General features: G+C 59.8%; 15 protein-coding genes and 1 pseudogene. 6 read left to right on the forward strand and 10 right to left on the reverse strand.

Annotated elements, in window-relative coordinates:
• Positions 1–117: 117 nt before the first annotated feature.
• Entirely contained in the window at positions 118–528 is a 411-nt protein-coding gene (locus IB263_RS24280; protein ID WP_060610274.1) for a 4-oxalocrotonate tautomerase family protein, read from the reverse strand.
• Positions 529–638: 110 nt separating this feature from the next.
• On the opposite strand from IB263_RS24280, the gene IB263_RS24285 reads away from it, so the two are divergent.
• Positions 639–1,502 carry a LysR substrate-binding domain-containing protein gene (locus IB263_RS24285; protein WP_192439134.1) on the forward strand — a complete coding sequence of 288 codons (864 nt, stop codon included), beginning with the start codon at positions 639–641 and terminating at the stop codon, positions 1,500–1,502.
• A gap of 113 nt (positions 1,503–1,615) precedes the next feature.
• On the opposite strand, the gene IB263_RS24290 is transcribed toward IB263_RS24285, so the two are convergent.
• Positions 1,616–2,365, reverse strand: coding sequence for an SDR family oxidoreductase (locus tag IB263_RS24290; protein ID WP_110819757.1), 750 nt, complete (start codon positions 2,363–2,365; stop codon positions 1,616–1,618).
• Positions 2,366–2,715: 350 nt separating this feature from the next.
• Between IB263_RS24290 and IB263_RS24295 the strand changes: the two genes are divergently transcribed.
• Positions 2,716–3,774, forward strand: a complete 1,059-nt coding sequence (locus tag IB263_RS24295) for a GNAT family N-acetyltransferase (protein ID WP_192439135.1) — start codon at positions 2,716–2,718, stop codon at positions 3,772–3,774.
• Between the two features lie 97 nt (positions 3,775–3,871).
• On the opposite strand, the gene IB263_RS24300 is transcribed toward IB263_RS24295, so the two are convergent.
• From IB263_RS24300 to IB263_RS24325, 6 genes are all read right to left on the reverse strand, one after another.
• Entirely contained in the window at positions 3,872–4,954 is a 1,083-nt protein-coding gene (locus IB263_RS24300) for a glycosyltransferase family A protein (protein WP_192439136.1), read from the reverse strand.
• Position 4,955: 1 nt separating this feature from the next.
• Positions 4,956–5,867 carry a Gfo/Idh/MocA family protein gene (locus IB263_RS24305; RefSeq protein WP_192439137.1) on the reverse strand — a complete coding sequence of 304 codons (912 nt, stop codon included), beginning with the start codon at positions 5,865–5,867 and terminating at the stop codon, positions 4,956–4,958.
• Positions 5,868–5,869: 2 nt separating this feature from the next.
• Positions 5,870–6,442 carry a dTDP-4-dehydrorhamnose 3,5-epimerase family protein gene (locus IB263_RS34760; protein ID WP_192439138.1) on the reverse strand — a complete coding sequence of 191 codons (573 nt, stop codon included), beginning with the start codon at positions 6,440–6,442 and terminating at the stop codon, positions 5,870–5,872.
• 128 nt (positions 6,443–6,570) lie between these two features.
• Positions 6,571–7,350 (reverse strand): ABC transporter substrate-binding protein, encoded by a 780-nt coding sequence (locus IB263_RS24315; RefSeq protein WP_192339723.1) that lies wholly within the window; start codon positions 7,348–7,350, stop codon positions 6,571–6,573.
• A gap of 127 nt (positions 7,351–7,477) precedes the next feature.
• Positions 7,478–7,873: a VOC family protein gene (locus IB263_RS24320; RefSeq protein ID WP_112984739.1), complete on the reverse strand. Its 396-nt coding sequence runs from the start codon at positions 7,871–7,873 to the stop codon at positions 7,478–7,480.
• 75 nt (positions 7,874–7,948) lie between these two features.
• Positions 7,949–8,857 carry a DMT family transporter gene (locus IB263_RS24325; RefSeq protein ID WP_192439139.1) on the reverse strand — a complete coding sequence of 303 codons (909 nt, stop codon included), beginning with the start codon at positions 8,855–8,857 and terminating at the stop codon, positions 7,949–7,951.
• 456 nt (positions 8,858–9,313) lie between these two features.
• Between IB263_RS24325 and IB263_RS24330 the strand changes: the two genes are divergently transcribed.
• Both IB263_RS24330 and IB263_RS24335 read left to right on the forward strand, forming a co-directional pair.
• On the forward strand, positions 9,314–10,417 hold the full coding sequence (locus IB263_RS24330; RefSeq protein ID WP_113554516.1) for a DUF475 domain-containing protein: 1,104 nt from the start codon (positions 9,314–9,316) through the stop codon (positions 10,415–10,417).
• A 119-nt stretch (positions 10,418–10,536) separates the two neighbouring features.
• Entirely contained in the window at positions 10,537–10,812 is a 276-nt protein-coding gene (locus IB263_RS24335; protein WP_060521018.1) for a hypothetical protein, read from the forward strand.
• Between the two features lie 95 nt (positions 10,813–10,907).
• Here the strand turns inward: IB263_RS24335 and IB263_RS24340 are convergent, their stop codons facing one another.
• A complete protein-coding gene (locus IB263_RS24340; RefSeq protein WP_110819761.1) occupies positions 10,908–11,075 on the reverse strand; it encodes a hypothetical protein in 168 nt (55 codons plus the stop codon).
• A 92-nt stretch (positions 11,076–11,167) separates the two neighbouring features.
• On the opposite strand from IB263_RS24340, the gene IB263_RS24345 reads away from it, so the two are divergent.
• Both IB263_RS24345 and IB263_RS24350 read left to right on the forward strand, forming a co-directional pair.
• A complete protein-coding gene (locus IB263_RS24345; protein WP_192439230.1) occupies positions 11,168–11,386 on the forward strand; it encodes a cold-shock protein in 219 nt (72 codons plus the stop codon).
• Between the two features lie 16 nt (positions 11,387–11,402).
• The gene (locus IB263_RS24350; protein WP_246811076.1) at positions 11,403–11,603 is read left to right on the forward strand and encodes a hypothetical protein; all 201 of its coding nucleotides are present in this window, start codon (positions 11,403–11,405) and stop codon (positions 11,601–11,603) included.
• A 176-nt stretch (positions 11,604–11,779) separates the two neighbouring features.
• Here IB263_RS24350 and IB263_RS34200 read toward each other — a convergent pair.
• Positions 11,780–11,980: pseudogene (locus IB263_RS34200) on the reverse strand (integrase); the annotation flags it as partial.
• Positions 11,981–12,082: the final 102 nt, after the last annotated feature.

Genomic DNA, 12,082 nt, shown 5'->3' on the forward strand with positions numbered 1-12,082 from the left:
CCATTATTGGCTCTGCGACACCGGTTTGCTTCTAGCGTTTCCGGCAGCCATCTTTCCGCACCTTTAGGGCTCCGCCTTCGCGAACGTTGGAGGCTGCGGAATGCTTGGTGAAATGCTTCAGATGCCGGATTTGAGCTTGCCACTGATGTAGCGGAATTCCTGCGTCTTGCCACCATAACCATAGGCGGCAGCCGCAACCTCGTGGACGAGAACGTAGCTCTCGTGGTGTACCCGTCCGAGCAATTGTTCAAAGCGCCCGAAGATGGCTTCGAGATAAGCAGCCATTTCCTGCTTGGTGTTGGTGCCGTCGACGACCTTGATGTCGAGCCAGAAGCTGTTGATATCCTGTTCGGCAAGCGACTTTCCGCCAGCGAACCAGTGTTCCGGATCCGCATAGGTGACGACGATTGCCGTGATCGTCGGATCCTTGCGCAGGTGCGCTGCCGTCAATTCGCTGACCGAAGCGGCGATCCGTGACGAGAGTGCGGTGTCCGGCTTGCCGCTGACGGTGACGTTGATGATGGGCATTGGGTGGTTCCTTTCGGGTTTCATGTTTCGTGTGTGAGCCCAATCTGCCACGTCTCTACCTTCTGAAAAATCGAATTGTTTAATATCATAACTTCGATTATATTGAAGTAATGCAAGCCTTCGATCCCGATCTGCTTCGTACCTTTCTTGCTTTCGCCGAGAGTGGCTCTCTTGCGAATGCGGCTGCGGCCGTGGGGCGGACGCCTTCGGCTGTGACCGCCCAGATGCAGCGCCTGGAAACGATGATCGGCGAGCCACTTCTCGCGCCCTCAGGCCGGGGGCGAATTCTCACGCCGGCCGGGGAGGAATTGGTCGTTCATGCACGCCGGATTCTCGAAGTTCACCGGGATGCATGGCTGAGCCTCAAGGGTGCCAGCACCGACGGCCGTCTGGCTCTCGGCTGCACCCAGGATTTCGCCGACAGCAACTTGCCGGATCTCCTGCGCCGCTTCGGGCGCACCCACCCCCGTGTGCGGCTGGACTTGAGGGTCGGCAGATCCCGTGAACTGACTTCGGCCTACGATCAGGGGCTGATCGAAGTGCTGATCGTCATGCGGGAGGGGCCGACGCCCGACGAGATCGCCATTTTGCGCGAACCGATGCTGTGGCTATCGGCATCGGATGCTCCGCCCACAGCTGACAGTGAGTTGACGATCGCGGTGCTGGATCCGCCCTGCGGTTTTCGCGCGGCCGCGACGGCAGCCCTCGATGAGACCGGTCGTCGCTACCGCATCGCGGCGACAAGCCCCAGCCTTTCCGGTCTGCGCGCAGCCGTGCGAAGCGGGATTGCCGTTACGGCGCGCACAGCACGCTTCCTCGGAGAAGGGATCGCGGTCGCACCCCAGGCACTTTCGCTCCCGGCACTGCCGAATGCGGAATTCAGCTTGCGGCTGAAGGCAAAAGCCGACAAGCCGGCGTCGAACCTCGCTACACTGCTTGCCGAAGGCTTGGCGGCCGGTTCCGAGCGGTGGTGAAGACGATCAGCCGGAAAGACTGCGGCGCTGCTGCGTCGATCTACAGGCATTCCAAACAGCGCCACGGCGAATTCCGAAAGCAGCCGCTGCACGGGAAAGGTCTACGATGACGCTCACATCTGCGCGGTCATGCCACCGTCCACCGTCAAGGTTACGCCATTGACGAAGCTGGCGGCAGGCGAGGCCAGGAACACGGCGGCCGGCGCGATCTCCTCCGGTCGGCCCCAGCGTTTCAAGGGAATTCGGATATCGACGAAGGCCTGCAGTGCGGGATCGGAGGCGAGTGCGGCATTGGTCTCGGTTGCAAACCAGCCGGGCGCAATCGCGTTGACCGTCAGCGTCGCCGATCCAAGTTCCACCGCCAGTGAACGGGTGAGGGCATCAAGACCGCCCTTTGCCGCGGTATAGGCGGGGTCGCCCGGCCGCGCGACGGAGGCGGCGATCGAGGTGACGAAGATCAGCCGGGCGGACGAGGAGCGGCGGAAATAGGGAAGTGCTGCCCGCGCCATCGCATAGGCTGCCGTCAGGTCCGTGTTGACGAGGGTGGCAAAGGCGGCGGGATCCATGACGTCGGTGCCGCGCCGGTCGCGCTCGCCGACGGCGTGAATGAGGATGTCGAGTTGGCCGGTCCTGCCGGCGGCGGCAGCGACGATCTTTTCCGCATCCGTCGAAACGTCGCCGGGAACGATGTCGAGTGCGGTGCCTTCCGAGGCAGCCTGGGTACGGGCCGTTTCGAGTGCGGCGGAACCGCGGCCGTTGATCGCGACGGCTGCTCCTGCCCGTGCGAGCGCCTTTGCCATTTCAAAGCCGAGACCGCGGCCGCCACCCGTTACCAATGCCGTCATTCCGCTGAGGTCGAACATGTCGGTCTCCGATGCATTCCGCCGATTCCGGGCTGACGCTACACCAAATCCCGGCAGGAGAGCTTTAGCGCCTGTCATTGCAGCCGCCAATGGCGCAAGCGCACGGACCGCAGGGCCGTCCTGAAGCGGTTACCGTAAAGCGCTTGTTCCGTCCGGCCCGGCTGTCTAGTTCGTCGAATGCAATGGCGCCCGATCCGGGGCGCGCAGGAAGAGAGAGGGTGCAAGATGACAGTCTCCAACGCCGTGCGCCGGTCGGCTGAAGCCGGTCTGAAACGGGACGACCTGCTCGTCTCTACTCTTTCTTCTGGCGGCAGGGATGGGATATCCCGCCGCAACAGGATTGCATTTTCATGTTTCTACTCGAACAAGCGGCCTATTCGGCTGCTCACGCCCTCTTAAAAGACTTTTCTTCCACCCACGTAGCCATTGCTGCCGTACTCGACGGCACCATAGACGGTGAAGTCTGGGTCGATCGTCCAGTCGAACCACGCGTCGCGCTGCTCGCCAATGGCGATGCTTACTATCTCGCGGGTCTGCCCGACGAGGTGGTCGATAGCTTTGCCAATCTGAAGGAACTGATCCCTGACTGGGCCTATTTCTTCGTCGAAGACCGCTGGTCCGATCGTCTCGGCGATATCTGGTCTAATCGCTTCGCCCGGCCCCATCCGCGCGTCAGGATGGGCTTGCCGGGAGCAAGTCTCGGTCTTGCTGCGACGGTGTTGCCTGACGGCTTCCGTCTCGTGCCGATCGACCAGCGCCTGCTCGATCTGGAGCCCGGCAATATCGAGACGGTAACTGATCTCATGGAAGGGTGGGCTTCTCCCGAACTCTTCCTGGAAAACGCCATCGGCTTCTGTGTGCTTTACGACGGATCCGTCGTCAGCCATTGTGCAACCGACAGCGTCAGCGGTACCCGTTGCGAAGTGGGTGTCGGGACCGAGCCCGCCTATCGGCGCCTTGGGCTTGGCAAAGCGGTAGCGGCTGTGACGATCGCCGAGTGCATCAAGCGCGGACGTCCCGTTATCGAGTGGCACGCGCACGCCTCGAACAAGGGATCAATCGCGATTGCCAGGGGCATCGGCCTCATCGAACGCGATCGGCACGTAGCCTATAGCGGTAACCTGCCGGCAGAGAACGTCGGCGATCTCGATCTCGACACCTGCCGGGAATGGGGCCTTCATCTGGAGCGGGCAAGCGATCACATCAGCTGGTATCGCTTCCACGCAACCGGGGCCTGGACGCTTGCCGGCGACCGCACCCGGGCGCTTGCCAATCTCCGCGAGCTTGTCGATGGCGGTTGGGAAGGCGAGGCCGAGTGGCTCGAAGGTTACTGGGCCGTGCAATCGCTCGTCGACGCCCCTGAATTCAAGGCGATCGTGGCAAGGCAGCGCGCGATAAGAGAAGAGTAATAACAAGAAGATCCGGCCTTGCCCGTAGGACGCGGCCGGGTCCCCGATTTAGAATCGTTTTTGCTCATTGATCTGCGGCGGCCATTGAGTGCCGGCCTTATCGAGGTTTCCGGCGCTCGATCTTGCTTTCGATCCATCTCAATGGCGCGGTCATTGCCCACGATCGAGAGCTTTTGATTTCTGCGAGCGTTGAGTTGGCGTCCAAGCGAAGACGGTCAAGGCGTTCGACATCGTGTAGTAACTTCTGCCGTTCAGCATCAAAGTTTGCAACCAAAGCCGAAGTCTGATCGAGACGCTGTTGCTCTAGGCGTCGGTTCTCTTCCAGAAGCCGTTCTTCCGTGACTTTGAAATTGGACGCTGCGGCGTCCTTTGCTTGTCGCAGTTCCGTGCGGTCGGCGTCTGCCACTCGATACTGCTCTTTCAGCTGTTGCCAAACAGCTTTCATAGCGCGTTCTTGATAGATCAGCCGCTGACGTGGATCCAAAAGGGCCTGAGCGATGGGAGCATTTTCCTTCGCACGGTCCGCGGTCTCAACGGTTTGCCGAGAGTGAGCACTCAACTTCAGGCATTGGACCGAAAACGACGTGCCAAAAGTCAGGCTTTCATGCCGGAGAAACTTTCGCCACATGTGCAAATCAGTCCAAACATCGGGCGGGGCAGGGCTCCAGCCAACAGGCAACGAACGATAGGCGGAAAGGCGGTAACCCGCCACAGACGGGCCAAAAAAGTTCCAGGGAGTTGAGCACATGCGCTGGCGTGTCGTTTCGTCAGCAAGATCATCTATGTGAACAGCGATCGAACCATCCGTTAAGAGTTCTGCTTGCAGTAGATTGCCAAAGTCGACCGATTCGAGAAGAGTACCGAGGATCGCCAGATGGTCAGGAAGCCATAGGTCGTCATCGCCGATCTGTGCGATCAAAGGCGCGCGTGCCTCGCGCAACGCCAAGTCTCGATGCGCCTCTCCGTGTCGCTCCCCCTTTTCGAACGAGAACACCCGAAGCTGCGGATGCCGCTCTGCAAGACCCTTAGCGCAAGCGACCGTTGCGTCGGGGGCACCGTCACAGATTATGAACAGTTCGAAATCGGCATTCGACTGCTTCAGAACGCTCTCGACGGCGAAAGGTAACAGCTCCGGCGAACGGTTGATCGGCAGTAGCACCGTGAAGGAGGGGCGAACCATTTCATACGCCAGCCAGACGACGGAGGGCTGCCACTCGTTCGACGAAAAGCAACCCTTCACTGGCAGAAGATCGAGGCGCGGCGCCGCCCTGAATGTACTCCAGGAACGCTCGCAACTCACGCAACAGTGGGAACTCTGAAGCGACATGCTCGTGCGTGGGCGTAGAGGCGTTGATCCCGGGCACGCCCTCTGCGATGAAGATGCGGTCGTCGTAGGAGTCCGCGAGCTGAGCGCTCGCCTTGCTGCCGACGACGATCACCGAGCGCCGAGAAACAGGATGATGGGCCGATATTTCCATCGTGACTTGGCACGTTTCCGTAGGGCCGGAGAGCACGGCGATCAAGTTCGAATGACCTTGGCCCGGTACAGTTGCGATTGCCGATCGCGCCGGCGGAAGATATCCGAGTATTTCGTAGGCGATGCTCAGGTCGTGCGGCAGCAGGATCCAAATCGCATCTACGTCCTTATGAGGGTTGTCCCAGCCTAGCCGAAACGTCCGTATTCCCAAGATGTCTCCAAGCGCACCAGATTTCGCTCGCGCGGCAAGTGCCTCCACACCTGGATGATATCGCCACTTGTCCATCACGAATATTCGTTCGCCAGCAGCCTTCACTAGGGCCTGGGCCTGTTCAAGATCGTCGCTCATTGGTTTTTCGACGAAAATGGGGCGCTCGCGCGAGGTGAGTTCAGATAGAACAGAAGCATGCGTCATCGTTGGCGTGGCGACTACAAATCCGTCCACCTGAGGCAGAAGCGAACAATCGCTGCAAACGGACGCCGCACCCTTCGCCAATGCCTCGGCCCGGCTAGCGGCCGAGGGCACCGCGACATGCACGTCCGCGCCCAATGCTCTCAGGTCGCGAAAGATATGTTTTCCCCAGCGCCCATAACCAACCAGCCCGATAGAAGTCATCGTTATCGCTTCGTGTTTTGAGTGTATCGCTTCAAGAACTGGTCCCGCATCTCGCCATAGGATGACGCGAGACCATCTCGGCGTGACAGTTTAGGCTCCCTATTTGGCCAGTTAAGTCCTAATTCGGACTCGTCAAAACGGCAGCCTAGCTCGTCCGTTTCATCCCAATAGTGAGAGACGGCGTACATGTGAATTGACGGCTCGGGAAAATAAAAGCCGTGGCAGACGCCGGGCGGAACGGTGACTGCGGTTGGAGTGGACGCATCGAGGACGAGCATAGCCGAGAGCCCATCTGTCGGCGCATTCGGCCGGATGTCATGTAGGCCAAGAAACATTCTGCCACTTATCACAAGCAGATAATCAGTGTGGCTGGAATGCACATGAACGCCTCGCAGGACGTCAGGCTCACTCCTGACCACATTCCACTGGACGGGGTCACACCCTGTCGACCATTCTTCTCTGAACGCTTCAAGGAAAACGCCACGGTCGTCTTTGTGAGGGAGCAGCGACCGGAGCTGAACACCCGGTGGCAAAACCTGCGGAAGAACGGAAGGATACATACTGATCGCGCCCATATTAGCGCGAAATCAATCGCACACGTCTAGGTGTTCGAACAAGTCGATACTGTGTTGCTACACAAGCAAGATGAGAACGTCGCACGAAAGGAGCCCGGCCGCGTGGGCGGCCGGAACACGGATCGCTCTCACTTCATCGTATAGACGTCAATGGTGAAGTACTTGTCGTTGATTTTCTTGTAAGTGCCGTCGGTGCGGATTTCGTCCAGCGCCTTGTTCAGCCGTTCGCGCAGGTCGTTGTCCTCCTGGCGCACGGCAATGCCGACGCCTTCGCCGACGAACTTCTTGTCAGTGATCGGTTCACCGATCAGTTCGCAGCATGCCTTTCCGTCGGCATTCTTCGTCACCCAGTCGAGCAGCGGCAGCATGTCGCCCACCTGAAGGTCGAGGCGGCCGTTGACCATGTCGAGGTTCGCCTCGTCCTGGGTCGGGTAGAGCTTGATCTCCGCATCGGGGTAGGTGGCGGTGATGTATTCGGCCTGGGTCGTGCCTGACTGTGCGCCGATCACCTTGCCCTTGAGCGCCTCATTGGTGAACTCGGTAAAGCCTGCACCCTTAGGGGCCGCATGCGTCATGGCTGCGAGGTAGTAGGGATTGGTGAAGGCGACCTGCTTCTTGCGTTCCTCGGTGATGAACATCGACGCGATGATCAGGTCGTATTTCTTGGCGACCAAACCGGGAATGATGCCGTCCCAGTCCTGGGCGACGACTTCGCATTCGACCTTCATGCGCTCGCAAAGTGCTAATCCGATGTCGACGTCGAAGCCGCCGATCTTGCCGGCGGGGTCGATGAAGTTGAAGGGAGGGTAGGCTCCTTCCGTGCCGATCTTGATCTTTTCGGCGGCCTGGGCCGAAACGGCCGTTGCCGCCATGATGGCGAGCACTGCTGCTGCAATCCGCTTCTTCATTCGCGTTCCCCTTGTTGCGCATCATTCTTGATGCTTCCGGGGAAGACTAAGACGCGCTCGTCTATAAGCGAAATAGATAGGCGCGATAATCGGTATTGTTTTGGTTGATCTGTCTGGCGGCCATGTCCTACTTGTAGCGACCGTGGCGCTGCAGCACTTCGACCTTGTAACCGTCAGGATCGACCACGAAGAAAAACCGGGCAAGCAGCGCGCCGTCTCGGTTGAAGTCGACGATCTTTCCCGGGTTGAGGCCGGCTTCCGTGAGCCGCTGATGTTCGGCGTCGAGGTCGTCGACCGACAACGCCAGATGACCATAGCCATCACCGAGCGCATAGGGCTCGGTCCGGTCCTTGTTGACCGTCAGCTCCAGCTCGAATTCGCTTTCCCCGTTGCTGAGGTAGATCAGCACGAAGGTTTCGAACTCCAGCCGTTCAGCGATTTCGAGCCCGAAGGCCACACGATAAAAATCGATCGATCGCTTCTCCTCGAGAACGCGGATCATCGAATGGATCGCTTTGGCCACGGACATCTCCTTCAAGCTTGGACCTCGGCGGCGTAGCAGAGTGTCGCCGATGAGGGAACCCCGCCGGGCGGGAGATCAGGCTTTTGCGTTTCGCTTCTTCAACTGCTGTTCGCGGAAGAAGATGAAAAGGCCAGAGGCGACGATCAATGCCGCGCCGACGAGCACGGTCGGGCGAGGGGTGTCGCCGAAAAAGAACCAACCGAAGACGACGGCCCAAAAGAGCAGCGTGTATTGCAGCGGGACGACGGTGGCGGCATCGGCGAGCTTGAGCGACCGATTGACGAGGATATGGGCGAGCATCGCGACGATGCCGAGCGCGCCGAGCTGCAATAGCGCTTCGCCATCGACCGGCGCCCAGCCGGAGGGATTGGCGGCAACGCCGACGAGCGAGAAGATGAGCGCGCCGACGATCTGCCAGAAGACCAGCGTCGTGTCAGGCGTGGAGCGGAGCGTGCGACCGAGCATGAGGGCAAAGGCGAAGGCGGTGCTGCCGGCAAGCGCAATCAAGGCCGGAAGGCCGAGGCTTTCCTTGGAGGGCTCGAGCGCGATCAGGACGCCGGCAAAGCCGATGAGGATCGCCGTCCAGCGACGCCAGCCAACCTTTTCGTCAAGCAGGAACGGCGAGGCCGCCGCCACATAGATCGGCGCGGCCAGCCAGTAGGTCATGGTATCGGCGAGCGGCATGTAGGCGACCGCGAAATAAAAGGCAGAGGCGTCGATGGCAAAGAGCAGCGAGCGCAGGGCCTGGAGGCCAGGCCGTTCGACCTGGAACATAGAGCGCAGGCCGCGCCTGAGAATGAAGGGCGACAGGAACAGAAGTGCCGCAACGCTTCGGATCACCATCAGCTGGCTGACGGAGTAGGTCGCCACCAGCCATTTGCCCATCACGTCGTTTAGCGAAAACATCAGCATGCCCAAGAGCATGATGAGGACGCCGGTACGGGCGGCGTTCGGGGCGGTTATGGCGGCGGAGATCACGGTCATGTCAGGGCCTTCAATAAGTTGCGCACGCCATGCCACATTCAGCGCGGCCGATCCATTGCCGTCTGTGTATGGAACCATAAGTTTTGCGAATGAATCGGTGACGACGCTTGGTGCGGCGGCCGAACTAAGACAGGGCTTGGTAACAAACGTTTGGCGATCCACCATCAAAGCGAGTGGCCGCCCCCTTGACGTTCCGCCCGACACTGCTAATTAGTCAAGCGTGCCCGCCGTCCAGACATCGGATCGCGGGTCGAACACTGGTGCCGGGCCCCTCTGGCGAGAGTTTTTACGGCGCTCTCGTGATGTCGGTACCGCCAGCAAATTAGCCGGCGGATTAGCTCTCATGAAAACTGATCTCATGCCTCACGCATGTGCCCCTTCGGCCGTGCGCATTTCTGTTTTGAAACCCCATTTTTTCACCGAATCCGGCGTCGTCCGCGCGAAGGAGGCACGTCGATGAACCAGCCTCAATCGCATTCGAGCGCGCTCGGCTATTTCACCTGGGCCTTCATCGTCACGGCGGTCGGCCTTGTGCTCGGCGCCTGGCTCGGCTGGCAGTCGACCGGCACCATCGGTGGCATGGCCTCCGTCTTCTTCATCTGCACCGTGCTTGCGGTGCTCGAAATCTCCCTGTCCTTCGATAACGCGATCGTTAATGCCAACAAGCTCAAGGACATGACGCCCGAGTGGCAGCATCGCTTCCTGACGTGGGGCATTCTCATCGCCGTCTTCGGCATGCGTATCGTCTTCCCGCTCCTGATCGTCGTTATCGCAGCGAAGATCGGTCCGATCGAAGCGATCGTTCTGGCGGCAAGCAAGCCCGAAGAATACGCGCGCATCATGAACGACGCGCATCTGCCGATCGCGGCCTTCGGTGGCACCTTCCTGATGATGGTCGGTCTCAGCTACTTCTTCGACCATGAGAAGGACGTGCACTGGATCAAGTGGGTCGAAACCAAGATGGCGCGTTTTGCGACCATCAAGGGCGTCGAGATCGCATTCGTCCTTGCTCTTATCCTCGGCTTCTCGACGCTGCTTGAGCCGGCAGACGTGCACACCTTCGTCTATTCGGCGATCTATGGCCTCCTGACCTTCCTCGTGGTTGAGGTGGTCGGCGGACTGCTCGATGCTCAGCAGGAAACCATGAGTGCTGCGGCAAAGGGCGGCTTCGGTGCCTTCCTCTATCTCGAAGTTCTCGATGCCAGCTTCTCGTTCGACGGCGTTATCGGTGCCTTCGCGCTGACGCAGAACCTCTTCATCATTGCGATCGGCCTCGGCATCGGCGCCATGTACGTGCGCTCGATGACGATCATGCTCGTCGAAAAGGGTACGCTCAGCGAATATCGCTACCTGGAGCACGGCGCGTTCTATGCGATTCTGATCCTCTCGGTCGTCATGTATTTCCAGACGCTGGTCCACATTCCGGAAGTCATCACCGGCCTCGGTGGGGCAGCGCTCATCGGCATCTCGCTCTGGTCGTCGATCCGCTACAACAAGCGGGAACGCGAGGAAGAGCTTGCTGGCGCACATCAGGAAGAGCGCGCTCGCGCGGAAGCCTAAGCGGAGAGCCTCCCTTTCAAATCGGAAACGGCCCGGCGGAAACGCCGGGCCATTTTTCTTTGGGCCCGGATCGATCGCGTCGCGTTGCCAAATCAGACAGTAGACCGGATAAGTAACGAATGCTGGCTGACGATCTGAAGAATGTGCTTGAGGAGCTATACAGGGCAGGTGCCCATCGCGTGCCGGCCGAAGACGTCGATTGGCCGCAGGACCTGCATGCGGCGGTCTTCCGTGCGCTCAACATGCAGTACATGATCCGTCGGCAAGACAGTGCCGGTCGTGTCGAGTTCTCGCTGACGCGGGCCGGCTACGCAGCAATCGATGCCGAGGTTCCTTGGTCCCAGATCCTTCGGACGCGATTGCGGGATTTCCTGCCGTTCGCAAAATCTCGCTGATACCTTCAAATGCAAAGCGGCCCGGTGGTCTCTCGACCCCGAGCCGTTTTTTGATCCTTGGGAGGATAAGGCGCCCCTCGGGGCGCTGGAATTTGTTAGCCGCGGCGCGTGTCCGGGAAGTTCGCCGGATCAATGCCCAGCGTGCGCAGGTCGCTTGCCTTCGGGCGGCGGTGACCTTCAACAGCCGCGGCGGCAGCGCTAGCAGCGCCGAGAACTGCGAATGCACGACCGATGAAACCCTTGTGATAAGTTGTGGTAGTCATCTTCTTGCTCGCTTTCGTTTACTCTTTGATGAGCAAAAGATGGGGTTCAGCCGGTCTTTTTGCAATGCACAATGAAGCACGCCAGCCATGCAATGGAAGCAGGCTGCTTGAACTTGCGACCGACAGGCGTCGAACAAAAGGGTTTCGGCTTCATCCAGCTGGATGAAGGCGGTGCTGATGTCTTCGTCCACATTTTTTGCGGGAGAGCGGCGGGGCTGCGAGAGCTGAAAGATGGTCAGAAGATTACCTACGAACTGGCGGCGGATCGCAAGTCAGGCGAGATGTCGGCGGACAATTGGAGGCCGATCTGAACATGCGGGAGGTTTCATGGAAACTGAAGACCGTGAACTCATCGTCGTGATGAGACGATGCTTTGCGGCTAAAGCCGAACTGGCCGCGCAGTTGGAAGCGGAACGCAAGGCGGCCGGTGCGCCAATTGGCATGTTCTACGATCCCCGCCAGAATGCCGATCGCGCCGCCGACCTCCAACGCTCGCATCAAACTGAAGGCAGAGATGGTGTCCCTTGATCCGGGTCGCAATAGCCACGGGCGCGCGCGACAGATCGAAGGCGAAGCGGAGCGAGAAGAATGGGAGTCATTTGAGAAGCGAGCCGATACATTGTTCGGCGCGTAGTCTCCGCCTGGACGATGAGCCGGGCCGCTCGTCCATTCTTTCGTTCCGCGTTGTTGTAATAGCTTGCCGCCAGTCGTTCGCTGGCGTCCAGCAGCTTTTCCAGGACATCGCCGGTCACCGCCTTTTTGCTCTTGCGTTGCCGCGGCCGGCCACTCGCGCGATCGGCAAGACGCAGCGCCGACTTGAGCGACGGTCCGTCGAAGGAACCGTTTAAGCCCCGCCAGCGGGTTAGGATCGACCGGCTTGTCAGCCGGCGGCGAACGGTCTCCGGCGGGTCTAACTGACTGTGATATCCCCTCAAGAATAGCATGGAAGCTCTGAACTAACTGTGGCGAGTGATCTCGCTGCAACGCATCCTCGACGCCGACTGCCT

This window comes from Ensifer sp. ENS03, assembly GCF_014852035.1.
Classification (GTDB): domain Bacteria; phylum Pseudomonadota; class Alphaproteobacteria; order Rhizobiales; family Rhizobiaceae; genus Ensifer; species Ensifer adhaerens.

Bases quoted from the DNA above. Each gene is read 5' to 3' on its own strand.
- IB263_RS24345 (WP_192439230.1), top strand. From the start codon at position 11,168: ATGGAAGCAGGCTGCTTGAACTTGCGACCGACAGGCGTCGAACAAAAG.
- IB263_RS24350 (WP_246811076.1), top strand. From the start codon at position 11,403: ATGGAAACTGAAGACCGTGAACTCATCGTCGTGATGAGACGATGCTTT.
- IB263_RS24300 (WP_192439136.1), bottom strand. From the start codon at position 4,954: ATGGTTCGCCCCTCCTTCACGGTGCTACTGCCGATCAACCGTTCGCCG.
- IB263_RS24340 (WP_110819761.1), bottom strand. From the start codon at position 11,075: ATGACTACCACAACTTATCACAAGGGTTTCATCGGTCGTGCATTCGCA.
- IB263_RS24280 (WP_060610274.1), bottom strand. From the start codon at position 528: ATGCCCATCATCAACGTCACCGTCAGCGGCAAGCCGGACACCGCACTC.
- IB263_RS24325 (WP_192439139.1), bottom strand. From the start codon at position 8,857: ATGACCGTGATCTCCGCCGCCATAACCGCCCCGAACGCCGCCCGTACC.
- IB263_RS24285 (WP_192439134.1), top strand. From the start codon at position 639: ATGCAAGCCTTCGATCCCGATCTGCTTCGTACCTTTCTTGCTTTCGCC.
- IB263_RS24330 (WP_113554516.1), top strand. From the start codon at position 9,314: ATGAACCAGCCTCAATCGCATTCGAGCGCGCTCGGCTATTTCACCTGG.
- IB263_RS24290 (WP_110819757.1), bottom strand. From the start codon at position 2,365: ATGTTCGACCTCAGCGGAATGACGGCATTGGTAACGGGTGGCGGCCGC.
- IB263_RS24315 (WP_192339723.1), bottom strand. From the start codon at position 7,350: ATGAAGAAGCGGATTGCAGCAGCAGTGCTCGCCATCATGGCGGCAACG.
- IB263_RS24295 (WP_192439135.1), top strand. From the start codon at position 2,716: ATGTTTCTACTCGAACAAGCGGCCTATTCGGCTGCTCACGCCCTCTTA.
- IB263_RS24335 (WP_060521018.1), top strand. From the start codon at position 10,537: ATGCTGGCTGACGATCTGAAGAATGTGCTTGAGGAGCTATACAGGGCA.
- IB263_RS34760 (WP_192439138.1), bottom strand. From the start codon at position 6,442: ATGGGCGCGATCAGTATGTATCCTTCCGTTCTTCCGCAGGTTTTGCCA.
- IB263_RS24305 (WP_192439137.1), bottom strand. From the start codon at position 5,867: ATGACTTCTATCGGGCTGGTTGGTTATGGGCGCTGGGGAAAACATATC.